The 23,618-nt window shown below is 69.1% G+C and carries 20 protein-coding genes; 17 read left to right on the top strand and 3 right to left on the bottom strand.

The annotated features are described in order from the left end of the window. Nucleotides 1-5 precede the first annotated feature (5 nt). From ACEN2M_RS02580 to ACEN2M_RS02535, 10 genes are all read left to right on the top strand, one after another. Nucleotides 6-974 carry an AAA family ATPase gene (locus ACEN2M_RS02580; protein ID WP_174776994.1) on the top strand — a complete coding sequence of 323 codons (969 nt, stop codon included), beginning with the start codon at nucleotides 6-8 and terminating at the stop codon, nucleotides 972-974. Further along, nucleotides 971-2,272: a DUF58 domain-containing protein gene (locus ACEN2M_RS02575; protein ID WP_441646537.1), complete on the top strand. Its 1,302-nt coding sequence runs from the start codon at nucleotides 971-973 to the stop codon at nucleotides 2,270-2,272. Before ACEN2M_RS02580 ends, ACEN2M_RS02575 begins: the two co-directional genes overlap by 4 nt. Continuing rightward, nucleotides 2,269-4,869: a transglutaminase family protein gene (locus tag ACEN2M_RS02570; RefSeq protein ID WP_441646536.1), complete on the top strand. Its 2,601-nt coding sequence runs from the start codon at nucleotides 2,269-2,271 to the stop codon at nucleotides 4,867-4,869. The genes ACEN2M_RS02575 and ACEN2M_RS02570 overlap by 4 nt, the downstream gene beginning before the upstream one ends. Nucleotides 4,870-4,878: 9 nt before the next feature. Then, on the top strand, nucleotides 4,879-5,502 hold the full coding sequence (locus ACEN2M_RS02565; protein ID WP_441646535.1) for an FHA domain-containing protein: 624 nt from the start codon (nucleotides 4,879-4,881) through the stop codon (nucleotides 5,500-5,502). A 186-nt stretch (nucleotides 5,503-5,688) separates the two neighbouring features. Continuing rightward, nucleotides 5,689-7,173 (top strand): 3-isopropylmalate dehydratase large subunit, encoded by a 1,485-nt coding sequence (leuC, locus tag ACEN2M_RS02560; protein WP_441646534.1) that lies wholly within the window; start codon nucleotides 5,689-5,691, stop codon nucleotides 7,171-7,173. 10 nt (nucleotides 7,174-7,183) lie between these two features. Continuing rightward, nucleotides 7,184-7,792, top strand: a complete 609-nt coding sequence (gene leuD, locus ACEN2M_RS02555; RefSeq protein ID WP_104166779.1) for a 3-isopropylmalate dehydratase small subunit — start codon at nucleotides 7,184-7,186, stop codon at nucleotides 7,790-7,792. 92 nt (nucleotides 7,793-7,884) lie between these two features. Beyond that, complete coding sequence (gene murA, locus ACEN2M_RS02550) at nucleotides 7,885-9,204, top strand: UDP-N-acetylglucosamine 1-carboxyvinyltransferase (RefSeq protein ID WP_441646623.1); 1,320 nt, start codon at nucleotides 7,885-7,887, stop codon at nucleotides 9,202-9,204. A 7-nt stretch (nucleotides 9,205-9,211) separates the two neighbouring features. Beyond that, the gene (locus ACEN2M_RS02545; RefSeq protein ID WP_441646533.1) at nucleotides 9,212-10,024 is read left to right on the top strand and encodes a lysophospholipid acyltransferase family protein; all 813 of its coding nucleotides are present in this window, start codon (nucleotides 9,212-9,214) and stop codon (nucleotides 10,022-10,024) included. Next, on the top strand, nucleotides 10,014-11,141 hold the full coding sequence (locus ACEN2M_RS02540; protein WP_441646532.1) for an NAD(P)H-dependent glycerol-3-phosphate dehydrogenase: 1,128 nt from the start codon (nucleotides 10,014-10,016) through the stop codon (nucleotides 11,139-11,141). The genes ACEN2M_RS02545 and ACEN2M_RS02540 overlap by 11 nt, the downstream gene beginning before the upstream one ends. Beyond that, nucleotides 11,044-12,186 carry a D-alanine--D-alanine ligase family protein gene (locus ACEN2M_RS02535; protein WP_441646531.1) on the top strand — a complete coding sequence of 381 codons (1,143 nt, stop codon included), beginning with the start codon at nucleotides 11,044-11,046 and terminating at the stop codon, nucleotides 12,184-12,186. Before ACEN2M_RS02540 ends, ACEN2M_RS02535 begins: the two co-directional genes overlap by 98 nt. 122 nt (nucleotides 12,187-12,308) lie before the next feature. Here the strand turns inward: ACEN2M_RS02535 and ACEN2M_RS02530 are convergent, their stop codons facing one another. Further along, entirely contained in the window at nucleotides 12,309-12,833 is a 525-nt protein-coding gene (locus ACEN2M_RS02530) for a DUF3515 family protein (RefSeq protein WP_441646530.1), read from the bottom strand. 24 nt (nucleotides 12,834-12,857) lie between these two features. Here ACEN2M_RS02530 and thiL point away from each other — a divergent pair, with 24 nt between their 5' ends. After that, on the top strand, nucleotides 12,858-13,868 hold the full coding sequence (thiL, locus tag ACEN2M_RS02525) for a thiamine-phosphate kinase (RefSeq protein ID WP_441646529.1): 1,011 nt from the start codon (nucleotides 12,858-12,860) through the stop codon (nucleotides 13,866-13,868). Between the two features lie 5 nt (nucleotides 13,869-13,873). Here thiL and ACEN2M_RS02520 read toward each other — a convergent pair whose 3' ends face one another. Then, nucleotides 13,874-14,497: a flavodoxin domain-containing protein gene (locus ACEN2M_RS02520; RefSeq protein WP_441646528.1), complete on the bottom strand. Its 624-nt coding sequence runs from the start codon at nucleotides 14,495-14,497 to the stop codon at nucleotides 13,874-13,876. 70 nt (nucleotides 14,498-14,567) lie between these two features. Then, nucleotides 14,568-15,143, bottom strand: coding sequence for a 16S rRNA (guanine(966)-N(2))-methyltransferase RsmD (gene rsmD / locus ACEN2M_RS02515; RefSeq protein ID WP_441646527.1), 576 nt, complete (start codon nucleotides 15,141-15,143; stop codon nucleotides 14,568-14,570). 84 nt (nucleotides 15,144-15,227) lie between these two features. Here rsmD and ACEN2M_RS02510 point away from each other — a divergent pair, with 84 nt between their 5' ends. The 6 genes from ACEN2M_RS02510 to ACEN2M_RS02485 all read left to right on the top strand — a co-directional run bounded on the left by ACEN2M_RS02510 (nucleotide 15,228) and on the right by ACEN2M_RS02485 (nucleotide 23,616). Further along, nucleotides 15,228-17,465, top strand: coding sequence for an ATP-dependent DNA helicase RecG (locus ACEN2M_RS02510; protein ID WP_441646526.1), 2,238 nt, complete (start codon nucleotides 15,228-15,230; stop codon nucleotides 17,463-17,465). Nucleotides 17,466-17,562: 97 nt separating this feature from the next. Then, on the top strand, nucleotides 17,563-18,051 hold the full coding sequence (gene coaD / locus ACEN2M_RS02505) for a pantetheine-phosphate adenylyltransferase (RefSeq protein ID WP_441646525.1): 489 nt from the start codon (nucleotides 17,563-17,565) through the stop codon (nucleotides 18,049-18,051). Continuing rightward, nucleotides 18,048-19,127, top strand: coding sequence for an AAA family ATPase (locus tag ACEN2M_RS02500; protein WP_441646524.1), 1,080 nt, complete (start codon nucleotides 18,048-18,050; stop codon nucleotides 19,125-19,127). Before coaD ends, ACEN2M_RS02500 begins: the two co-directional genes overlap by 4 nt. A 71-nt stretch (nucleotides 19,128-19,198) precedes the next feature. Then, nucleotides 19,199-20,581 (top strand): DUF58 domain-containing protein, encoded by a 1,383-nt coding sequence (locus ACEN2M_RS02495; RefSeq protein WP_441646523.1) that lies wholly within the window; start codon nucleotides 19,199-19,201, stop codon nucleotides 20,579-20,581. After that, nucleotides 20,578-22,980 (top strand): transglutaminase family protein, encoded by a 2,403-nt coding sequence (locus ACEN2M_RS02490; RefSeq protein ID WP_441646522.1) that lies wholly within the window; start codon nucleotides 20,578-20,580, stop codon nucleotides 22,978-22,980. The genes ACEN2M_RS02495 and ACEN2M_RS02490 overlap by 4 nt, the downstream gene beginning before the upstream one ends. A gap of 63 nt (nucleotides 22,981-23,043) precedes the next feature. Then, entirely contained in the window at nucleotides 23,044-23,616 is a 573-nt protein-coding gene (locus ACEN2M_RS02485; RefSeq protein WP_441646521.1) for a YceD family protein, read from the top strand. The last annotated feature ends 2 nt before the right edge of the window (nucleotides 23,617-23,618 follow it).

Below are 23,618 nucleotides of genomic sequence, written 5' to 3'. Positions count from 1 at the left end.
AACACATGGCAGTAACACAGGAACAGGCAGACTGGTTCGCCGAGGCCTTCGGCAAGCTTGCCGGAAACGTCGAACAGGCGATCCTGGGCAAGGAGCACGTGATCCGTCTGGTGGTCGCCGCGATGCTCACCAACGGGCACGTGCTGCTCGAGGACTTCCCTGGCACCGGCAAGACCGTGCTCGCCAAGGCCCTGGCCAACACCCTGGACGGTACCCACTCGCGCATCCAGTTCACGCCTGACCTGCTGCCGTCCGACGTGACCGGCGTCACGATCTACGACCAGGGCAAGGGCCTGTTCGAGTTCCACAAGGGACCGATCTTCGCCTCCATCGTGCTCGCCGACGAGATCAACCGGGCCAGCCCCAAGACCCAGTCCGCCCTGCTGGAGGTCATGGAAGAGGGCCGGGTCACCGTCGATGGCGTCAGCCACGAGGTTGGCAGCCCGTTCATGGTGATCGCCACCCAGAACCCCGTCGAGCAAGCCGGAACGTACACGCTGCCGGAAGCCCAGCTGGACCGGTTCCTGTTCAAGACCTCGCTCGGCTACCCCGACCACGACACTGCGGTCACTCTGCTGCTCGACTCCTCCAACCGGGCCAGGGATGCCGGCATCACGCCCATCATCGCCTCGAGCTCGGTGGTGACCATGGCTCAGCTCGCCTCGGAGGTCTTCGTGGACGCCGCCGTGCTCGGCTACCTCAACGAGATCGTCACCGCCACCCGCACCGACGTGTCCTCCACCCTGGGCGTGAGCATGCGAGGCGCCCTGGCCCTCGCCCGCGCGTCCAAGACCTGGGCGCTGTCCCAGGGCCGCACCTTCGTCACCCCCGACGACATCCGCGACCTCGCCGTGCCCGTGCTCGCCCACCGCATCATGGTCGACCCCGAGGCCGACTTCGCCGGCGTCACCGCAGAAGACATCGTCAACCGCATCCTGGTCGAGGTCGCACCGCCCGCCTTCCGCGCCGCATGAAACCCCGCACCGAACGCGCACCCCGCAGAACCTCACCGGCCGAACACGCCCTGAGGTCGCTGGGGCGCGCGCTCGGCGCCGGGGCCGGCAACGCCTGGCGCCTGCTGCGTCAGGTGCTGGCTCTCGTGGCGCAGCGGATCCGGCCGGTCACCGATGTGATCGGCCCGGCCGGCCGGCTCGTCCTGGTCGGCTCCGTGTTCTCCTACGCGCTCAGCATCACCTTCGGCTGGGTGGAATTCACCTACCTGGCCACCACCCTGCTCGCCGCGGTCCTCGTGGCGATCCCCTTCATCGTCGGCAGGGCCACATACACCGTCGACCTGCAGCTCAACCCGCACCGGGTGGTGGCCGGAGGCCGGGCGCTCGGCCAGATGACGGTCACCAACTCGGGCGAACGCGCCCTGCTGCCCGCCCGCATGGAGCTGCCCGTCGGCAGCGGGTTGGCCGAGTTCGTGATTCCCGGACTGGCGCCGGCCGCCGAGCACGACGAGCTCTTCGCCGTGCCCACCCACCGGCGCGCCGTGATCGTCGCCGGTCCCGCCGTCTCGGTGCGCGGCGACCAGCTCGGCCTGCTGCGCCGCATCGTGCGCTGGACCGAGGCGGTGGAGCTCTTCGTGCACCCGGTGACCACGCGCATCGCGTCATCTGCCGCCGGCCTCATGCGTGACCTCGAGGGCGAGATCACCAAGAAGATCACCAGCGACGACATCTCCTTCCACGCCCTCCGCGCCTACGAACCCGGCGACGCCCTGCGCAATGTGCACTGGCGAACCTCCGCGCGCACCGGTCAGCTGATGGTGCGGCAATTCGAGGAAACCCGGCGCACCCAGCTCACCATCGTGCATACCGCGGATTCCCGCTACTACGCCTCGGAGGACGAGTTCGAACTCGCCGTGTCGGTGACCGCATCCCTGGCGCTGCAGGTGATCAGGGACGGTACCGGGCTCAGCGTGGTCAGCGAGAAGATCGCCCTGCGCACAGCGACCCCGGTGGCCCTGCTGGATGATTCCTCCCGCATCGAGGCCGTCAGCGACGTCTTCGCGACCCTGCGCGACTTCGCCCGCGCCGCCACCCGTCGCCTTCCCCCGCCCAGCGTGGTCATGGTGATCGCCGGTTCGTTGATCGACCTCACCGAATTCAGGTCCGCGCAAACCCTGTTCGGCAAGGACGCCACGACCCTCGCGTTCCGGATGGAACCCGGGGCCCAGTCCCGCTTGTCCACGGTGTCCGGCCTCACTGTCCTCACCATCGGCGATCTCGCCGACCTGCCTAAACTTCTCCGACGGGTCCACCGATGAGCCGCTTCACACGCACGCCCCGCAGCACGACCCAGTCCGGGGCGTCAGCGCCGGCCGGGGCAGACACGACCGCGGCGGGCACGCCGAAGGCCCGGCTGGTCTTCCGGCCGTTCCCCCGCACGGGCTGGACCGACGTCGCCGTGCTGTCGCTGCTGTCCCTCCTCGGCGTCCTGGGCCTGGAGACGTCATTCGGCGACTACAACTTCCTGGTCGCCGGCCTGGGCGGGTTGATCGTGGGAACCGGCGCCGCGGTGCTGGGCTACATGCTGCGGCTCGGCGTGGTGACCAATGTGCTCGCCGCGATCCTGCTCTACTTCCTGCTCGGCACACCGTTCACGATGCCGGGGGAGGCGCTGATCGGGGTGCTGCCCAGCATCGCGTCCACGGCGGGCCTCGCACTCGGCGCGGTCTTCGGCTGGGCCGACATCGTGACCCTCGGCACCCCGGTCGAGGCCCCGTACTACATGCCGGTCCTGCCGTACTTCGCCGCCTGGCTGGTGGCCATGGTCGGCACCATGCTGGCCAGCCGCTGGCTGCCCGGGCGTCGCCGCACGGCCTGGCGCACCGGCATCCTGCTCATCGGGCCGGTGCTGCTCTACCTGATCGGCATCCTGATGGGTACCGACAAGACCTACTTCGCCGGCCTGCGCGGCGTGGCGTTCGCCGTCATCGCCGTCGTCTGGGTCGGCTGGAGGCGCACCAGCGTGCAGGGCGCGGATGCCGCCGGCCGGAGCCGCTTGCTCCGCAAAAAACTGCTCGGCACCGCCACTCTGATGCTGGGCGCCATCCTGATCGGCGCCCTCGTCGGCGGGGTCCTGGCCCCCGACCCGAAGGACCGCTTCGTATTACGCGAGGAGATCCAGCCGCCCTTCGACCCGCTCGAGTTCTCCAGCCCGCTGTCCGGCTTCCGGCAGTACACCAAGACCCTCGCGGACACCCCCCTGTTCACCGTCACCGGTCTCCAGCCCGGTGAGGTGCTACGTCTGGCGAGCATGGACGCGTACGACGGCAAGCTGTGGAACGTGGCCGCCGCCGAGAGCGTGGTCAACGGGTCCGGCAGCTTCCGCCTGGTCGGACGCACCATCCCCGAGCCGCCGCTGGTCACCAGCGCCCAGAACAGCACGGTCACCATCGACGTCGTCGGCTACGAAGACGTCTGGCTGCCGGGGGTGGGGTACCCCACCACTGTCGACTTCGACGACGCCGACAGCCAAGCCGAGGCAGAGAACCTGCGTTACAACGCCGACAGCGGCACCGCCGTGCTCACGAACGGCGTTCAGCCCGGCTACGAATACACCATGTCGGCCATGCTTCAGCAGACGTACCGCGATGAGGACCTCACGGACGTGCCCGTCGCCCAGGTCACCCTGCCCAGCGTGGAGAACATCCCCGACGTCGTGGTGGCCAAGGCCATCGAGTTCTCCGGTGGCACCGACACCCCGATCGACAGCCTGCGCGCCATTGAACAGGCCCTGAAAACCAAGGGCTTCCTCAGCCACGGGTTGGCGTCGGACGGCATCCCCTCCCGCGCCGGTCACGGCGCCGACAGGCTCAACGAGCTCTTCACCCGCACCCAGATGGTCGGTGACGAGGAGCAGTACGCCGCAGCGATGGCCCTGATGGCGCGCAGCCTCAATTACCCCGCCCGAGTGGTCATGGGATTCGCCCCCGAGGTGTCTGAAGACGCGACCAGCGTGGAGATCACCGGCACCGACGTCACCGCTTGGGTCGAGGTTGCCTTCGAGGGCATCGGCTGGGTCGCGTTCAACCCCACCCCGGACCAGACAGATGTGCCCCAGGACCAGACCCCCAAGCCCAAGACCGAGCCGCAACCGCAGGTGCGCCAGCCGCCGCGGATGGACAACGAGGCCGACGACCTGCTGACGGCCGTGGAGATCGACGACACCAAGAACGAGAACCAGGACAAGGACTTCGTGCTGCCCGGTTGGGCCTGGGCGATCATGGGCGTTCTGGGCATCCCGCTGCTGCTGCTCGGCGTGCCCCTGCTCATCGTGGCCGCGCTCAAGTCCCGGCGCCGACGCCTGCGCCGAACGAGCGGCACCGGCGACCAGCGTGCCGCAGGCGCCTGGTCCGAGCTGACCGACGGGTTCGCCGAGCTCGGCTTCGAGGTGCCACGGGACTCGACCCGCCGCCAGGTCGCACTGAGCCTGGACGCGCAACTCGCCGCACAACTGGCGGGCCAGGCGGAGCCGCGGAAGCCGCGGAAGCCCCGCAACCGGGTCGCCGGAAATGACGAGACCGCAGCGACCGGCACCGACGGCACAGAGGCGCCTGCATCGATGGATGCGGGCACCGACGCTCCGACGATCGAGGTCGTCGACACTGCCGCGTTCGTGGCTTCGCACCACCTGGTTCCCGTCGCCGACGCTGTGGACAGCGCCGTGTTCGGCGGCACCGACGTGGACGACGAGGTCGTGGAGAGCACCTGGGTGCAGGCTCAGGCGTCGCTGGACACCGCCGGGGCATCCGCCGGCCGCCTGCGCCGCCTGTTCAGCCGCTTCCGCCTGCGGTCCAAACGCGACTGGAGCCAGGTCAACGTGCGCGGCAGCCGTGCCGCCACGCGGGGTCGCCGGTAGAGTTGCGCCGTGGATAAGCCGAATTTCATCGTTCCCCCACCCGGGATGTTTCCGACGAGCGACAACGACGACCAGTCGACAGCGCGCGTGCACCACGCCAAGCCACTCGTCGTGGTGCCGCCGACGCACGCCGCCCCGGTGACGCCGGCGTTTGAGCCCGGCGACGCCGCACCGCCGACGGGTCCGTCTCCCGCGGTCGTGGCCATTCCGGCGTTCGTGCCGGCGCCGCTGGGCAAAGCGCCGGTGCCGCCGCGCGCCGCTGCGCCGGCCCACCCGGCCGATGCGAAACCCGCCGGCATCGTCACCGGGTGGAGCCTCCGACTGGCCGACGGCCAGCGGATGCCCGTCACCGGGTCGCTCGTGTTCGGCCGGGACCCGGTTCCGGTCACCCGGCGCGCCGCCACCATGGTCAGCGTCGTCGACCCGGCGCTCTCGGTCTCCAAGTCGCACGCCCTGGTGGAACTCAATGCCGACGACGAGCTGTCGGTCACCGACCTGCACTCCACGAACGGCGTGAGCCTGATCGGCGCCGACGGGATCAGGGTGGAACTCGAGCCCGGCATCCGCACGCCGGTGCTGCCCGGTATGCGATTGATGCTCGGCGAGTTCCCGGTCGAGGTCTCCAGGGGCTGACTGCTGCCCGGCCCGCTCTGCGGCCCCGATCGATTGAGGAGGCGGTCTCAGGCGGGCAGTGTTAGCCTGAGGTGTGCTGCAACGTCGACTTCTTCTTCTGTGCCGCGACGAGTCCCGAATCTAAAGGCCTCACCCGTCGCGGAGTTTTTCGTTGGCTGCTACCGTTCCCGAGGAAGACGCACGAACATGACTAACGCAGTAATCCAGGGGTCCCGACCCCGCACCCTGGCCGAGAAGGTCTGGGACAAGCACCTGGTTGCCAAGGGCGAGAACGGCACCCCTGACCTCATCTACATCGACCTGCACCTCGTGCACGAGGTCACCAGCCCGCAGGCCTTCGACGGTCTCCGGTTGGCCGGGCGCCCGGTGCGCCGGCCCGACCTGACGATCGCGACCGAGGATCACAACACGCCGACCCTGGCGATCGACCGGCCCATCGCCGACCTCACCAGCCGCACCCAGATCGAGACGCTGCGCCGCAACTGCGCCGAGTTCGGCATCCGCCTGCACTCGCTCGGCGACATCGAGCAGGGCATCGTGCACGTGGTGGGCCCGCAGCTGGGCCTGACCCAGCCCGGCATCACCGTGGTCTGCGGCGACTCGCACACCTCCACCCACGGAGCCTTCGGCGCCATGGCGTTGGGCATCGGCACCAGCGAGGTGGAGCACGTCATGGCCACCCAGACGCTGCCGCTCAAGCCGTTCAAGACCATGGCGATCACCGTGGACGGCACCCTGCGCCCCGGCGTCACCGCCAAAGACATCATCCTGGCCGTCATCGCCAAGATCGGCACCGGCGGCGGGCAGGGCTACGTGCTCGAATACCGTGGCAGCGCTATCCGCGCCCTCTCCATGGAGGGGCGGATGACCATCTGCAACATGTCGATCGAGGCCGGCGCCCGCGCCGGCATGGTCGCGCCGGATGCCACCACCTACGCCTACCTCAAGGGGCGCGCCCACGCGCCGGCCGGCGCCGACTGGGACGCCGCCGTCGAGTACTGGGACACCCTGGCCACCGACGAGGGCGCCACCTTCGACGCCGAGGTCGTGCTCGACGCCGACACCCTGGAACCGTTCGTGACCTGGGGCACCAACCCCGGCCAGGGCGTGTCGCTGAGCGACACCGTGCCCAACCCGGCCGACATCGACGACGCCAACGAGCGCAGCGCCGCCGAACGAGCCCTCGAGTACATGGACCTGGCCGCGGGCACCGCCATGAAGGACATCCACGTCGACACGGTGTTCCTCGGCTCCTGCACCAACAGCCGCGTCGAAGACCTCCGCGCCGCCGCCGACATCATCAAGGGCAAGTCCATCGCCGACGGCGTGCGGATGCTCGTGGTGCCGGGGTCCGCCAGGGTGCGGATCGAGGCCGAAGCCGAGGGGCTCGACAAGATCTTCCTCGCGTTCGGAGCCGAGTGGCGTTTTGCCGGCTGCTCGATGTGCCTGGGCATGAACCCGGACCAGCTGGCGCCGGGGGAGCGGTGCGCCTCCACCAGCAACCGCAACTTCGAGGGCCGGCAGGGCAAGGGCGGACGCACCCACCTGGTCTCCCCGCTGGTGGCCGCGGCCACAGCCATCCGCGGCACCCTGTCGAGCCCCTGGGACCTCGTGCAGGACGGCACCATCCCCGCGAACGCCGTGCCCGCCGATCTCGCCGTGAAGCTGTAGGAGGCACCTCATGCAGAAATTCACCACCGTCACCGGAGTGGCCGTGCCGATGCGCCGCTCCAACGTGGACACCGACCAGATCATCCCCGCCGTGTTCCTCAAGCGCGTCACCAAGACCGGGTTCGAAGACGCGCTCTTCTACGGCTGGCGGCAGGATCCTGAGTTCATTCTCAACCAGGAACCGTACAAGAACCCCAAGGTCCTGGTCGTCGGCGCCGATTTCGGCACCGGATCCTCCAGGGAACACGCCGTCTGGGCCCTCCGCGACTTCGGCTTCGACGTTGTGCTGAGCCCCAGGTTCGGCGACATCTTTCGGGGCAACTCGGGCAAGCAAGGCCTGCTCGCGGGCCAGATCAGCGAGGAAGACGCCGAGACCCTCTGGCGCGTTCTCGAGGCCGAACCCGGAATAGAACTGACGGTGGATCTGGTTGCATACACTGCCAGTGTCGGCGACCTCACAGTCTCATTCGAGGTCGACGAATACACTAGATGGCGACTGCTGGAAGGGCTTGACGACATCGGCCTCACCCTGCGTGACGAAGCGCGGATCGCAGAATTCGAATCCCACCGGGAGCCTTGGCGCCCCCGCACTCTCCCCGCAAGGCAGGTAAATTTGTGATCATCGTCGGTGAAAATGAGCAGGTCCGCGAGAACCTCCAGGACAACGCAGAACGCGGCAACGCGCAGAGCCACGGAGCCAATGTGGGCCTGATGGGCGACAAAATCACGATCCGCGGCGGTCGCCCGCTGGTGGGTCGCATCGAGGTCAAGGGGGCCAAGAACCTGGTCACCAAGGCCATGGTCGCCGCCCTCCTCGGCGAGACCCCGAGCATCCTGCGCGACGTGCCGAACATCAGCGACGTGCGCATCGTGCGCGGCCTGCTCGAGGCCCACGGCGTCAAGGTCACCGAGGGTGACGAGCCCGGCAGCCTGATGCTCGACCCGATCGACGTGGAAAGCGCCCACTACGCCGACATCGACGCCCACGCCGGCTCGTCGCGCATCCCGATCCTGTTCTGCGGCCCGCTGCTGCACCGCCTCGGCGAAGCCTTCATCCCCGACCTCGGCGGTTGCCGCATCGGCGATCGCCCCATCGACTACCACCTGGAGGTGCTGCGCAAGTTCGGCGCCGTCGTCGAGAAGCAGCCCAACGGCATCCGCATGTCGGCCCCGAACGGCCTCAAGGGCACCAAGGTGGAGCTGCCGTACCCGAGCGTCGGCGCCACCGAGCAGGTGCTGCTCACGGCCGTGCGCGCCGAGGGCATCACCGAGCTCAAGAACGCCGCCATCGAGCCCGAGATCATGGACCTGATCAACATCTTGCAGAAGATGGGCGCCATCATCACCGTCGACACCGACCGGGTGATCCGTATCGAGGGTGTCGACAGCCTCCAGGGCTACCAGCACCGCGCGCTGTTCGACCGTAACGAGGCTGCCAGCTGGGCTGCGGCCGCGCTGGCCACCGACGGCGACATCTTCGTCGGCGGCGCCAAGCAGGCCGAGATGCTCACCTTCCTCAACGTCTTCCGCAAGGTCGGCGGCGCGTTCGACATCCACGACGACGGCATCCGGTTCTACCACCCGGGCGGCGACCTCAAGCCCGTGATCATCGAGACGGATGTCCACCCCGGCTTCATGACCGACTGGCAGCAGCCGCTCGTGATCGCGCTGACCCACGCCCACGGCGTGTCGATCGTGCACGAGACCGTCTACGAACAGCGCTTCGGTTTCGTCGACGCCCTGGTCGAGATGGGTGCCACCATCCAGATCCACCGCGAATGCCTCGGCGGGCACCCGTGCCGGTTCGGTCAGCGCAACTTCAACCACTCGGCCGTCATCGCCGGCCCCACCAAGCTGGTCGGCGCCGACATCGAGGTTCCCGACCTGCGTGGCGGCTTCAGCCACCTGATCGCGGCCCTCACGGCCGAAGGCACCTCCACGGTGAGCAACGTGGGAATCATCAGCCGCGGGTACGAGAACTTCATCACCAAGCTGCGTCTACTGGGAGCTGACTTCGATCTCGCGGGATAATGGCACCGTGCCAGATTCAAGAGTGCCTGACTCGAACGTGCCCGAACCTGCGGCGTCCCCGTTGAAGCCAACCCGGAAAGTGCGGTCGGAGAAAAGCACGCCGTCGATCTTCTGGCTGCTGGCCGTGCTGGTGGTTCCGCTGATGAACGTCGTGGCTCGGTACAAGATCACCGACGCGCACAAGTTCCCCCGCGAGGGCGCGTTCGTTTTCTCACCCAACCATTACAGCGAGATCGACCCGATCGTGATGGGCATGGTGAGCTGGAAGCTCGGCCGACTGCCCCGCTTCCTCGCGAAGGCGTCGCTGTTCAAGCTGCCCGTTGCCGGTTGGCTGCTCACGAAGTCCGGACAGATCCCCGTGCAGCGTGGCGGCTCGGTGCGCGGCAGCGAACCCGTCAAGGCGGCCCGCCGGCTCGTGGACCGCGGCCAGATGGTAGTCGTGTACCCGGAGGGGTCGCTGACCCGTGACCCCGACCTGTGGCCCATGCGCGGCAAGACCGGCGCCGTACGCATCGCGCTGGAACAGGGCATCCCCATCGTGCCTGCCGCGCACTGGGGCACCCAGCAGATCATGCCGCGCTATTCCAAGAAGCTGCACGTGTTCCCCCGCAAAACCATCCTGGTGAAGATCGGCGACCCGATCGACCTGGCCGAGTTCCGCGGCCGCACTCTCAACACTGCAACGCTGAACGAGGCGACGGCCGTGGTGATGGATGCCATCACCGCGTTGCTCGCGGACCTTCGCAACGAGGCCGCGCCCGTGAAGCGCTGGAATCCCTCGGAGCACGATCAGAAAGAGACCGGCCGTTTTGAAGCCTAGAGTTCAGCCAGGTACCCGGGTAGCCGTTCTCGGCGCGGGAAGCTGGGGCACCACCTTCGCGAAGATCCTCACCGACGGTGGGGCGGATGTGGTGCTCTGGGCCCGTCGCCCCGAGCTGGCGAGGGAGATCACCGAGGGGCGCCGCAACAGCGACTACCTGCAGGGCATCAACCTGCCTCTCGGTCTCCGTGCCACGTCCAGGCTCGACCTGGCCCTCGCCGGGGCCGAACAGGTCTTCGTCTCGGTGCCGAGCCAGTCCCTGCGCGAGAACCTCATCCAGGCCGAACCGTTCCTGGCGCCCGGCGCCATCATCGTCTCGCTCATGAAGGGCGTCGAGCGGTCCACCGGGCTGCGGATGAGCGAGGTCATCGAGCAGGTCCTGCCGATCGACCCGTCCCGCATCGCCGCCATCTCCGGGCCCAACCTGGCCCTGGAGATCGCCAAGGAGCAGCCCACCGCCGCCGTGGTCTCCTCGTCCAGCCTGGAGACGGCGCACGCGGTAGCGCTGCTGGCCACCACGAAGTACTTCCGCTCGTACGTGAACACCGACGTCATCGGCACCGAGTTCGGCGGCGTGCTGAAGAACCTCATCGCCGTGGCGATCGGCATCGTCGACGGTGTCGGCTACGGCGAGAACACCAAGGCGTCGATCATCACCCGCGGACTTGTGGAGATGACCGACTTCGCTGTGGCGTACGGCGCCCAGCCGGAAACCCTCGCCGGCCTGGCGGGCCTCGGCGACCTGATCGCGACCTGCCAGTCGCCGCTCTCGCGCAACAACACCGCGGGCCGGCTGCTCGGCCAGGGCTACAGCTACAACGACGTCATCGCGCAGATGCAGCAGACCACTGAGGGGCTCGCATCCGTGAGCCCGATCCTCGAGCTGGCCCGGGCCAAGGGCGTCGACATGCCCATCGTCGAACAGGTGCGCCAGGTGCTGGCGGGTACGCTGAAGCCGCGGGATATTGCGCCGCACCTCACCACTGACTCAGGCGCACCGCAGGGTGAAAGGACCATCGATGACGGACAAGCTCACGGTAGCGCTGCTGTTTGGGGGGCGTTCAAGCGAACATTCGATCAGCTGCGCCACAGCGGGCGGGGTACTCGCAGCAATTGACCGGGACCGCTACACCGTCATCCCGGTGGGCATCACCCGCGACGGCGCCTTCGTGCTCGAGGACGACGACCCGCAGAAGTTCGCGCTGACCGCATCCGCCCTGCCGGAGGTCGCCGACAACGGCACCCGGATCGTGTGGCCGGACAGCGCGGCGAACGGCGCCGCCGGCAGTCGCGAGCTCACCGTCGTCGACGGCTCCGGCCGACGCAGCCTCGGCCCGGTCGACCTGGTCTTCCCGATTCTGCACGGGCCGTACGGCGAAGACGGCACCATTCAGGGGATGCTCGAACTCGTCGACCTGCCGTTCGTCGGTTCTGGCGTGCTCGCGTCGGCGCTGGGCATGGACAAGCACTTCACCAAGACGGTTTTGCAGCACGCATCGCTGGCCGTGGCCCCGTGGCGCACCATCAGCGCCGACGACTGGGCCGACGCGCCAGGCCTGGCATACGCCGCCCTGGAAGAGCTGGGCCTGCCCGCCTTCGTCAAGCCCGCCAGGGCTGGCTCCAGCGTCGGCGTGAGCCGGGTCAGCACGCCTGACCAGCTGGCCGACGCCATGGCCGTTGCCCTGGCCGAAGACGACAAGGTGCTCATCGAGGTGGGTCTGGTGGGCCGCGAACTCGAGGTGGCCGTTCTGCAGGGACGCCCCGGCGAGCCTGCGCACGCCTCGGTTGCCGGCGAGGTCGTGGTCACCGGCCGCGACTTCTACGACTTCGAAGCCAAGTATCTGGACGCCGCCGGCATCGACCTGATCTGCCCGGCCGACCTGGCGCCGGCGGAGCTCGCCGAGATGCAGCGCATCGCGGTGCGCGCGTTCGAGGCCATCGACGCCAGCGGTCTGGCACGGGTGGACTTCTTCCTCACCGCGGACGGCTGGGTGATCAACGAGATCAACACCATGCCAGGCTTCACCCCGATTTCGATGTTCCCCAGCTGCTGGCTGGCCAGCGGGTACACCTACCCGAAGCTGATCGACGAGCTGATCGAGGTGGCTCTGGCCCGGTCAGCGCGCCGGCGCCGCCCGGCATCCGCCGCCGTGGCCAGCTAGCGGCCGCAGCGATCCAGAGCAGCAGCCAGCGCGGGTGCATCCGCCCGTGAGTTGCGCAAAAAGTGCCCCTTGAGCTGCCCGGAAGGGTGCTTCTGCGGTGACTCGCGGTAGACGCGTCTCGCTCAGGGGGTGGCGCCGGGCAGGGTCACATCGTCTGCGCCGAGGCACTGCTTCGTGGCGGGAACGTTCGACACTGCCGCCGCCAGGTCGACCAGAGTGGTCGATCCGCTGACCAACTCGGAGTCGATGTATACCTCGGTGGCCGGCTCACGCCCATAGGTCGTGTACCGGTACTTGGGCGCCTCGGTGTCGTCTTCGATCCAGTCGACACCGTTGATGCTCACGCACGGAAGTGTCGTGGGACCAGGCACCTCGACACCGCAGGTGAGCAGCACGGCGGTGGGGTCGCCCCAGGCGCCGGTGGCCTGCGCGTTCGTCTCCCGCTCCGGCTGGTCTGCCACGGTGGTGGGCAGGCGCACGATGATGTCGGCGCAGGCGGGGTGCACCGCATCCGCCGCCGGCTGCATCGGAACAGCGGCAGAGCAGCCGGTGAGAACGACGGCGGAGGCCGCGAGCAGTAGAGCGGAGACGGCGCGGAAGCCGGTGCGGCGCCCTGACCGGTGCGGGTTCGTGAACGGGGGAGTCATCGCATTCAGGTTACCGTTTGAAGCATGACGAATGCTGCGGCCGCGACCGCCGGAACGCCCGATGAGACCCTGTCCGACCTCAGCGAGGGCGAGGTGCTTGCCCGGATCTTCCCGCGGCTGCCGCACGCCGACACCGAGTTGCTCGGTCCCGGTGATGATGCGGCGGTGCTCTCCGCCGCCGACGGCAGGTTCGTGGTCACCTGCGACATGATGATCCAGGGTCCCGATTTCAGGCTGGCCTGGTCGACGCCGCACGATCTGGGCTGGAAGGCCGCCGCCACGAACCTGTCTGATGTGGCCGCGATGGGCGCCAGGCCGACCGCGCTGGTGGTGGCGATCGCCGCCCCGCCGTCGACGCCGATCTCGGTGATCCTCGGCATCGCCGACGGTCTGCGCGACGGCTGCGAGGCCCTCGCCCCCGGCTGCGGGGTTGTGGGCGGAGACCTGTCCGCCTCCGACGTTCTGACGCTGTCGATCACGGCCTTCGGCGACCTCGAGGGCCGGGCCCCCGTGCTGCGTTCTGGAGCGGCGGCCGGCGATGTGGTGGCACACGCCGGGCGCCTGGGCGACGCGGGCATCGGCCTCGGGCTGCTGTTTCGTTTCGGGGTGGACGCCCAGGGCGTGCCGAGCCGCAGTGAGGCCGACGCCCTCAAGGTGCGGGAGCCCGCGTTCGTCCAGGCCCAGCTGGCACCGGTTCCGCCGATCGGACTCGGGCCGGTGGCCGCGCAGGCCGGAGCGACGGCGATGCTCGATGTGTCCGACGGCCTGGCGATCGACGCCGGCCGGCTGGCACGAGCCAGCGGTGTCGGCGTCGACTTCGACTCGGCGGCGCTCGGTGACAGGCGGGAGCTGGCGCTGGGCGGGGGAGAGGACCACGGCCTGTTGGCGACGTTCCCGCCCGGCGTGGCGCTGCCGGCCGGTTTTCGGCGCCTGGGCACCGTCACCGCGCAGGCCGGCACCGTTCTCGTGGACGGCGAGCCGCACACCCAGGGCGGCTGGGACCCATACCGGGGTTGGGACGGTGCCACCGCCTGAGCCGCCTAACCGGTGGTCTTCACCAGGTCGCGTGCGATGTCCCTGGCCCACGCCTCGATCTCGGGCCAGTCCCGGAAATCACCGGCCGGGATTTTCTCGGCCGCGCCGGGGAACTTGCGGATCATGCGGTGCGGCAGGCTCAAGGCTTGCGGGTCGATGGCGCCGAAGAACACCCGGTGCCCGACCGGGCGCACTGTGTTGGTGAACTCGGCGATCTCCGCGGGCACCGTGCTCTCCCGCACGTCGGCACCGTTCGCATCGACAGCGCTCGAATCAGCGCTCGCATCGGCACCGTCGGCAGCCGTGGCTTCGGGGCCGAGCGGACCGCTGCTGAACAACCACACAGGGTGTTCGAGCAGGGTCGGCTGGTAGCGGCGCACGAACGTCGAAGCATCCTTCAGCCAATGCCCCATGTACACGGCACTGCCCACGACGAAGGCGTCGAAGCCCGCGACGTCTTCGGCGTGCGGGGGTGTGGCGGCGTCGAAGACCCGCGCGTCCAGGCCGGCGAGGCCGAGTTCGGAGCCGATCCGTTCGGCGATGCCCCTGGTGGAGCCGTAATGGCTGGCACAAACTACCGCTACGCGCACGAGGGCGACCTTCCGGGTGTGGTGGGCGTCAGTGCCCACACCATGAGGCTATGCCCACAAACCGGCTCTGACCAGCCCTCTTTGGGGGTATTCGGTGCAGAGGCGCCGCTTACGCCTCGCTGGCTACTCCGGCGTACCAGAGTGTGGTGTCGCCGTAGTCCTTACGGCGCTCCAGTTCGAGGCCGGGTCCCCAGGTGGGTTCGGGCGATCTGGATGAGCGTTCCACCACCACGAGGGCGTCTGGGTCCAGGAGTGGGGTGAGCGCAGCGAGGTTCGCGGCCAGTTCCGGTTCGGCGAGGTCGTACGGCGGGTCGAGGAAAACCAGATCGAAGCCGTCGGGCGTGGCGGCCAGGAATGACTGCACGGCCTGGGTCGACACCGCGATGGCGAGGGATGAGCCCTTCGGGGCGGCCTTCTGCACGGCCGCGGCGTTCTTGCGGCAACTCTGGCCGGCCGCGAAGCCGTTCTCGACGAGGGTGACCACCCTGGCACCGCGACTGGCGGCCTCGAGGCCGAGAGCGCCGGACCCCGCATACAGGTCGAGCACCCGGTAATCCCGGATCGCGTCCCGCGCGTCGAGCGCCGAGAAGAGCGCCTCGCGCACCTGGTCGCTGGTGGGCCTGGTGCCCTTGGCCGGCACGGTGAGGGTGAGGGAGCCGGCGAACCCGGCGACAATTCGCGTCATTTGCCTTCGAGCCTAGCCGTCGTGCGGCATCCACAGACTGCAGAGCGGGCACCCACTGTCGGTGGTGACGTTTAGCATCGGAGTATGACCGGTTCGGATGCCGCAGCCACCCCGCGCGACCCCTTCGACGACCCCGCCCCGCTGGGACTGGACTCCCCGCTGCGCCTGGTGCTGCCCGCGGGGCCGGCCACCGTGTTGGCCAAGGCCTTCGGCATGGCGACGGTGGGCGACCTGCTCAGTCACTACCCGCGGCGCTACGCCCGGCGCGGTGAGCTCACGACGCTGGCAGAACTGCCCCTCGACGAAGCCGTCACGGTGCTGGCCGAGGTGATCTCGGTGACAGTCCAGGATTACGGTCGTGCGCAGCCGGGCAAGAAGGCTCTGCACCGCACCAAGGTGGTGATCTCCGACGGCAACGGGATACTCCCGCTCACCTTCTTCAACAAGCCGTGGCTGATCAAGACCCTGCGCCCGGGTATGCGCGGCATGTTCTCCGGCAAGGTCACGGTCTTCAACAAGGCCCGCCAGCTCGCCCAGCCCGACTACCAGATCGTGCCCGGCAGTGACGACCCCATGGATGCCACGATCTCGCCGGCCGATGCGGCGGAGGCCCGGCTCTGGGGGCAGCGGCCCATCCCCATCTACCCGGCCACCGCGGCCATGACCAGCTGGCAGATCGCGAAGATCATCGTGGACGTGCTGGGGAAGCTCGGCCCCGTCGACGACCCGATCCCGGAGCAGATGCGCCTGGAACGGTCCCTGCTCGGGCACCGCGACGCGCTCACCCTCATCCACCGCCCCGTCACCGACGAGGAATGGAACGCGGCCAGGGCCACGCTTCGCTTCACTGAGGCGTTTGTGCTGCAGTGCGTGCTGGTGCAGCAGCACACCGAGCACCGGGCACTGCGCACCCGGTCGCGGCAGCCGGTGCCCGGCGGCTACCTGGAACGCTTTGACGCCGCCCTGCCGTTCGCCCTCACCGTCGACCAGGAGATCACCGGGGCCGAGATCCTGCGGGACATCGCCCTCACCGCCCCGATGAACCGGCTCGTGCAGGGCGAGGTCGGCTCGGGGAAGACCGTGGTCGCCTTGCGCGCCATGCTCGCGGTGGCCGACTCCGGCGGCCAGGCGGCGCTGCTGGCCCCCACCGAGGTGCTGGCCGGGCAGCACCTGCGCTCGATAGCACGCATCCTGGGCCCCGATCTCGCGGCCGAGCTGATGCCCACCCTGCTCACCGGCCAGCTTCCCGTCGCCGAGAGACGCAAGGCCCTGCTCCGCACCGTCTCCGGCCAGGCGCGCATCGTGATCGGCACGCACGCGCTGCTCAGCGACACCGTGGGCTTCTTCGACCTCGGCCTGGTCGTCATCGACGAACAGCACCGCTTCGGCGTCGACCAGCGCGAGGCCCTGCGCCAGAAGGCCGAGCTGCCCCCGCACGTTCTGGTGCTCACGGCCACCCCCATTCCCCGCACCATCGCGATGACGGTGTTCGGCGACCTCGACGTGAGCACCATCGCCATGCTCCCGTCTGGGCGCCCGGGTATCGAGAGTTTTGTGGTGCCGCTCGACGAAAAACCGGCCTGGGTGGTGCGGGTCTGGCAGCGGGTGTCGGAGGAGCTGGCGCTCGGCCGCCAGTGCTTCGTGGTGTGCCCGGCCATCGCGCCCAAGAAGCTCGAGCAGGGTGAGGAGATCGACTTCGATGCCACTCCGATGACCACCGTCGACGAGTTGCTCGCCGAACTCCGCCGGCATCCGTTGCTGAAGAGCGCCCGCATCGAACCGCTCCACGGCGCGATGAGCGCCGACGAGAAGGACGCCACCATGCAGGCCTTCGCGGCCGGCGATGTTCAGGTGCTCGTGGCGACAACGGTCATCGAGGTGGGCGTCGACGTGCCGAACGCCTCGGTGATGGTGGTGATGGATGCCCATCGCTTCGGCGTCTCCCAGCTGCACCAGTTGCGCGGCAGGGTCGGCCGGGGCGGAGTGCCCGGACTGTGCCTGCTCGTGACGGCGGCTCCGACGGGGTCCCCGGCGCGTGAGCGCATCGAGGCCGTGGCGAAGACCCTCGACGGCTTCGTCCTGGCCCAGGTCGACCTCGAGCAACGGCAGGAGGGCGATGTGCTCGGACGCTTCCAGTCCGGTGGCCAATCCTCGCTGCGCCTGCTGCGGGTGGCGACCGACGGCGACATCATCGCGGACGCCAGGACCGCCGCCCGTGACCTCATCGGCGGAGACCCGGAGCTCCGCACCATGCCGGCGCTGCGCGCGGCCGTTCGCCGCCGGCTCGACGACTCCGAGCGCGCCGCACTGTCCAAGGGCTGAACCGGTTGCGGGTCCGTGCCTGCCAATGGGCTAGACGTCTGCAAAATTGGGCCGGACCGGGCAGCGGGCGCTGCGCGCTGGCGCTAGGGTGATCCCTATGCGCAGGATCGCCGTCGTACCTGGTTCGTTCGACCCCGTCACACTGGGGCACCTCGACGTGATCGAACGGGCGGCCGGACTGTTCGACGAACTGCACGTGCTGGTGGTGCACAACCCTGGAAAGTCGGCGCTCCTCCCCATCACCCAACGGGTGTCGCTCATCGAGCGGGCGATCCTGGATGCCGAACTGCCGGGCAACATCATCGTCAGTTCGTGGAGCATGGGGCTGCTCGTGGACTACTGCGTCGATGTGGGCGCCAGCGTGCTGGTCAAGGGCATCCGCTCGCAGATCGACGTGGCCTACGAGACCCCGATGGCCATCGTGAACCGCAACCTCGCCGCGGTCGAAACCATCTTCATGCTGCCGGATCCCGCCCACGCACACGTATCCAGCTCCCTGGTGCGCCAGGTGGCCGCGCTCGGCGGCGATATCGCCCCATACGTGCCGCCGGCCGTCGCGGCCTTCCTGAATCGACCGCTGGCATGAACTCGTTTCCGGGACGCTGGGTCTCGGAGTCGTCCGTGGCCGACGCGACGACCGTGGAGGTGAGCGCCCTGGACGCCATCGACGTGGACGGTGAAGCGGAGGTGGCTCTCGCCGACGTGCAGGGCGCCGCCCTGGCGATCATGCGCAATGTCGAGGCCGTCATCGACGGCAAGCACTCCGCCGTGCAGATCGCCCTCACGGTGCTCCTGGCCGAGGGACATCTCCTGATCGAGGACGTGCCAGGGGTGGGCAAGACCATGCTCGCCAAGGCTCTCGCCAAGTCGGTGGACTGCAGCGTCAGCCGCATCCAGTTCACCCCCGACCTGTTGCCCTCTGATGTCACCGGCGTGTCGGTCTACAACCAGGCCGAGCGCCGGTTCGAGTTCAAGCCAGGCGCCATCTTCGCGAACATCGTGATCGGCGACGAGATCAACCGGGCCAGCCCCAAGACCCAGTCGGCGCTGCTCGAGTGCATGGAGGAGCGGCAGGTGACCGTTGACGGTCACAGCTACCCGCTGGCCCGCCCGTTCGCCGTGGTCGCCACCCAGAACCCGATCGAGATGGAGGGCACCTACGCCCTGCCCGAGGCCCAGCGGGACCGGTTCATGGCACGCATCTCGATGGGCTACCCCGACCCCGCCTCCGAACTCGCCATGCTCGACTCCCGCGATGTGACAAGCCCGCTGGCCCGCATCGACGCCGTCGTCACCGGCGCGCAGTTGCGTGGCATGATGACGGCCGCCCGCAGCGTGTTCGCTTCTGGAGCGGTCAAGGAGTACGCGGTGGCCGTGGTGCGTGCCACCAGGGACGACCGCGACCTGCGATTGGGCGCGAGTCCGCGGGCGACGCTGCAGCTCATCAGGGCCGCGAAGGCCCAGGCGGCGCTGCACGGGCGCGAATACGTGATTCCCGACGACATCGACTCGCTCGCCGTCGCCGTGCTGGGCCACCGCCTGGTGCCCACCACCAGGGCGCTGGGCCACCGGTCCCAGGACAGCGCGATGCTCATCGAGGAGACGGTGCGGCGCATCCTGGCCGCCACCCCCGTGCCGACAGGCTCTCAGGGCCGGGTATAGCGGGCGGGCGGAACCGCAGTCATGATGGGGGCGTAAACGCAAGTGGACGTGACGCAGATGAGCATGACGCGATGAGCATGACCCGCACCGACCTGACCGGGCGCAGGGGCAGGGCCCGCCGTCTGGTGCGCCCGACCCTCCGCGGTGCCGTCTTCCTGGGCCTCGGCGCCGTGCTCTTCGCCGTCGCCTGGGTGTACGACGAACGGGACCTCCTGTTCGTGGCCGGTCTGCTGCTGCTCGTATCGGCCGCGGCACTCGGCTTCGTCCTCGTGCATCCGCTTCGCGTCGCCGTCACGCGCACCTTTCGGCCCGGTACCGTGTCTGCGGGCCTCAGCGCCGCCGTGACGATCCAGATCCGAAATCTCGCCCCGGCCCCCATGCCCGGGCTGCGCTGGCGCGACCTGGCGGCCAGGGGCGTGGCCGTGCCGCCGAGCCAGCCGCTGCGCACCCTCGCCCCGGGGTGGGCAGGACGCACCGCGGCGGGCGACACGGCCGTGGTGAGCTACCACGTGCACACGACCCGGCGCGGCGTGTATCCGATCGGACCGCTCATGCTCGGCCGCACCGACCCCTTCGGGCTCGCCTACAGCGAATGGCCGGTCGGTGCTCCGCACGACCTCACGGTCACCCCCAGGGTCACCGCGTTGCCGGGCAACGGGGTGTCCATCACGCGGGGCGAGGGGTCCCGTCACGAGCGCGTGCGCCATCTCGACAACGACTCCGACGAGCTGATCGCCCGGGAGTACCGGCCTGGTGACCCTATGCGCAGGGTCAACTGGCCCGCGACAGCACGGCACGGAGAGATCATGGTGCGGCAGGAGGAACAGCGCAGTCATCCCGAGGCACGCCTCATCCTCGACACCACCCGCGGCGGACACGGCGCCGACCACGACACCGAGTTCGAGGTGGCCATCGAACTGGCGGCGTCGATCGCCGTGCATCTGCTCGAGGGCGGGTTCCGGCTGGATGTCGTGGAGCTCGGCCCCTGTCAGCTTGTCCCCGGCCGGTCGCGGCCCGGTGACCCCAAGGCCCGACACGATCCGGATGACGGCCGGCGTGGCGGGCTGCGCGGAGACGAACCGGCATCGTTCACCGGACCAGAGGGGGTGCTTTCTCTGGTTGACGCGCTGGCGAACGTGGTGCAGCGCGACCGCCCGGCGCGCGCGCGCGGCGACGACGATGTGTGGGACTCCGGGCATCGCCCGGCCCCGGCCCTCGGCCGGCAGATTCCGGGGTTCGCGGTGCTCGTCGACATCGGCACCGGCGACACGAGGGACCTGGCCGCGCTGCGTGGCCTCTGCCAGCCGGCCGTCGCCTTCGTCTTCGACACCGTGAGTGCCCAAGCCCTCGAGCGCCTCACCGATGCCGGCTGGCAGTGCGTGCAGGTGAACGCCGCCTCGGGTGTTGCCGCGGCGTGGGCGCAGGCCGGCCTGGACCGGGCGGAGACACGATGACCAGGGCCGAGGTTGCCGAGCGCACCGAGCGTGCCGACGCCCAGCGGGCCGCCGCCCAGCGCGCCGGCGGGCGGGGGAGCCGCGCCCCCGGGAGTGGGCCGCCCCGCCGCCGGCCTGTGATCGTGCGCTGGCCGCTGAGCCTGGCGGTGCTGGTGCTGCTGATGACGGGATGCGCCGCCCTGGGCGCGGTGTTGTCCGGATCAGCCTGGTGGCTGGCGCTTCTGGTCGTGGCGGGCATCGTGCTCGTCTGCGCCGCGTGGCTGCGCCGGCTCGGCGTGCTGCCTGTGTTCGTGCCGCTGCTGTCCACGGGTGCGCTCGTCGTCCTGCTCACACTGTTCTTCGGCGGCGGTACCGGATTGCTCTGGTTGATCCCCACCGGTGACACTGTCGCGCGATTCACCGAACTGGCCACCGCCGGAGTGCGGTCCATCCAGACACAGGGCACGCCGGCCCAAGTCCTGGACGGCATCCTGTTCCTGCTGGTGGTCGGGGTTGGTCTGTTGGCCATGGTGATGGACCTCCTCGCCGTCGGGCTCCGACGTCCCGCGCTGGCCGGTGTCCCGGCGCTGGTGCCGGTCGCGGTGCCCGGGTTCGTCGTGTCGACGGGCGCGGGCTGGGTCTCGCTCGTCGCGACCGCTGCAGCCTTCCTGCTCTTGCTGCGCATCGACGTTCACCTTCGCGGCATGCAGGTCAACCTCGACGCGGGAGGTCGGAGCGCCGGGCTCACGGGAGCGGCCGGCGCCGTGCGTGGCGCACTGGCCATCGGCGCGATCGGCATAGTGGGCTCTCTGGTCGTCAGCCTCGCCGCGCCGGTGTTCTCCGGGGGAGCCTTCGGAACCAAGCCGACCAGTGCCCTGTTCGGCGCCGGGGTCAGCCCGATGATCAATCTCGGCCAGGATCTGCGCCGGCCGACGGCCGGGCCGGCTCTGCACTACCGCACGACGGCCACCGAGCAGCCGTACCTGGCCCTGCTCACCCTTGACGACATCAAGGGCGCCAGCTGGCTGCCGCGGGCGGCTGAGGTCAACACCGACCTCACCGTCGATGCGATCGCCGATCCGCCCGGGCTGTCCGCCCAGGTGGCCCGCACTGAGGCGAGGACGTTGATCACCATCGACGGGGTGCGCACCGACATGCTTCCGGTTCCGGTGCCGGCCCTGAGCGTCGAGGGGGTCGACGGGGACTGGTACTGGAACCTGGACACCCAGGCCATCTCGAGCGTCAACAGCACGACCGCCGGGCAGCGGTACACAGTGACCTCACTCGAGGTGCAACCCACCAGGGACGAGCTCCGCCAAGCCGGGGGACGGTATCCGGTGGCGATCGAGCCCAGCCTGTTCCTGCCGATGGGAACGCCGGAAATCATCGGCCAGACCGCCCTCACCGTCACCGAAGGCACCGATTCGAGCTACGACGCCGCGGTGGCCGTGCAGGACTACCTCCGCGGCAGTGAGTTCAGCTACGACACCGAGGCCCCGGTCGAGGAGGGCTACGACGGCGGGGGAGCGGATGTGATCGCCACCTTCCTCGACGTGAAGCGCGGCTACTGTGTGCACTTCGCCTCAGCCATGGCCCTGATGTCGCGGAGTCTGGGCATCCCGGCCCGGATCTCCCTCGGATACCTCCCAGGCACTCGCACATCGACGGTGATCGACGGACTCAATCGGTACAACGTGGACTCACACGACCTGCACGCCTGGCCCGAACTCTATTTCGTGGGTGTCGGCTGGGTGCCCTTCGAACCGACTCCTGGCCGGGGCTCTGTGCCCGACTATGCCCAGCCCGAGAGCACGACGGTCTCCGGCGCGCCGGCCCCCGGTGCAGCGGCGCCCGTCGTACCGCGCCTGAACGACGACCCCGGGTTCGAGCCCGGCGCCGCAGACTCCCTGTCGGCCACAGAGGACGAGCTGCCCGGAACCCTCGCCCGGATCGGGCTTGTCGCCGTGGGCCTGCTGCTGCTGCTGCTCGCTCCCGGCGCCGTGCGGCTGGCCCGCAGGCAGCGCCGACGCCGGCTGTTGGCCACGAACCGGGTCGGCGCCGTTCTGGCCTGGCGCGAGCTGGCCGACACGGCGGTGGATGCGGGGCTGGGCGTCTACGAGACCCTCACGACCCGGGAACTGGCCGCCACCATCCGTCAGCGCCCGGGCATCGGCGACACGCCGGCCGTGCGGGACGCCCTCGAACGGATGCTGGTGGCGACCGAGCAGGCCCACTACGCGCCCAAGAGCGGTGCGGCGCCCGCCCGAGGGGCCGGGCTCCTGGCCGATCTCGATGTGGTCCTGGAAGCCCTGCGCGCCGGTTCAGGGACGGCCCGCCGGGTCAGGGCCCTGGTCTTCCCGGCGTCGCTGACGTCCACCGCGCTGCGCCGGATGGGCCTGGCCGCCGCCGCTCCGGAGTGACCGGGCGGGGGCCGAAACCGGCGGGGAGCGACCATGCCCCGTGGACGCGTAGAATTTTCCCTTGTGAACAAGTTCAAGAAGACCCCCTACAAGGTTGACGTCCGCGACATCATCAACCGCCCGGGAACGCAGTATGAGCGACAAATCGACATTGTCGTGCCCAATGACCTCGGCGAAGCGCTTGTCGCCGTGAAGGCCGGCTCGACGTTGGAAGCCGACTTGCGCCTGGAATGCATCCACGAGGGCATCCTGGTGACCGCCGATGTGACCGGAAAAGCCGCCGGAGAGTGCGGAAGATGCCTGATTGACATCGAATTGCCTGTCCGAGTTCATTTTGTCGAGCTTTTCGCGTACGATCTAGACGAAGCTTATGAGTGTGCGGTTCAGGATGACCACGTGGATCTTGAACCACTAATCAGGGATGCAGTGGTGTTGTCACTGCCGTTCCAGCCGGTTTGCCGGCGGGATTGCCCAGGTCTCGACCCAGAGACCGGGGAACGGCGTGCCACTTCCCCTGAACTTGAACCGAGTGACGTGCAGGATCCCCGCTGGTCCGCACTATTGGAATTCCAAGCTTCCGAAAGCATCAGCACGGATGACGACATCCATGCTGTACCGGATAGAGAAGAGAAGTAGTC

It is taken from the genome of Cryobacterium sp. W22_MBD10_FK3 (assembly GCF_052113745.1).
Taxonomy (GTDB): domain Bacteria; phylum Actinomycetota; class Actinomycetes; order Actinomycetales; family Microbacteriaceae; genus Cryobacterium.
Note: the sequence above shows the minus strand (reverse complement) of the source record. Positions and strands in the feature narration are given on the sequence as shown.

What these genes read in the sequence shown, in the direction of transcription:
- ACEN2M_RS02580 (WP_174776994.1), top strand. Translation starts at nt 6, where the DNA reads ATGGCAGTAACACAGGAACAGGCAGACTGGTTCGCCGAGGCCTTCGGC.
- ACEN2M_RS02575 (WP_441646537.1), top strand. Translation starts at nt 971, where the DNA reads ATGAAACCCCGCACCGAACGCGCACCCCGCAGAACCTCACCGGCCGAA.
- ACEN2M_RS02570 (WP_441646536.1), top strand. Translation starts at nt 2,269, where the DNA reads ATGAGCCGCTTCACACGCACGCCCCGCAGCACGACCCAGTCCGGGGCG.
- leuC (WP_441646534.1), top strand. Translation starts at nt 5,689, where the DNA reads ATGACTAACGCAGTAATCCAGGGGTCCCGACCCCGCACCCTGGCCGAG.
- leuD (WP_104166779.1), top strand. Translation starts at nt 7,184, where the DNA reads ATGCAGAAATTCACCACCGTCACCGGAGTGGCCGTGCCGATGCGCCGC.
- murA (WP_441646623.1), top strand. Translation starts at nt 7,885, where the DNA reads ATGGGCGACAAAATCACGATCCGCGGCGGTCGCCCGCTGGTGGGTCGC.
- ACEN2M_RS02535 (WP_441646531.1), top strand. Translation starts at nt 11,044, where the DNA reads ATGACGGACAAGCTCACGGTAGCGCTGCTGTTTGGGGGGCGTTCAAGC.
- ACEN2M_RS02530 (WP_441646530.1), bottom strand. Translation starts at nt 12,833, where the DNA reads ATGACTCCCCCGTTCACGAACCCGCACCGGTCAGGGCGCCGCACCGGC.
- thiL (WP_441646529.1), top strand. Translation starts at nt 12,858, where the DNA reads ATGACGAATGCTGCGGCCGCGACCGCCGGAACGCCCGATGAGACCCTG.
- rsmD (WP_441646527.1), bottom strand. Translation starts at nt 15,143, where the DNA reads ATGACGCGAATTGTCGCCGGGTTCGCCGGCTCCCTCACCCTCACCGTG.
- ACEN2M_RS02510 (WP_441646526.1), top strand. Translation starts at nt 15,228, where the DNA reads ATGACCGGTTCGGATGCCGCAGCCACCCCGCGCGACCCCTTCGACGAC.
- coaD (WP_441646525.1), top strand. Translation starts at nt 17,563, where the DNA reads ATGCGCAGGATCGCCGTCGTACCTGGTTCGTTCGACCCCGTCACACTG.
- ACEN2M_RS02500 (WP_441646524.1), top strand. Translation starts at nt 18,048, where the DNA reads ATGAACTCGTTTCCGGGACGCTGGGTCTCGGAGTCGTCCGTGGCCGAC.
- ACEN2M_RS02495 (WP_441646523.1), top strand. Translation starts at nt 19,199, where the DNA reads ATGAGCATGACCCGCACCGACCTGACCGGGCGCAGGGGCAGGGCCCGC.
- ACEN2M_RS02490 (WP_441646522.1), top strand. Translation starts at nt 20,578, where the DNA reads ATGACCAGGGCCGAGGTTGCCGAGCGCACCGAGCGTGCCGACGCCCAG.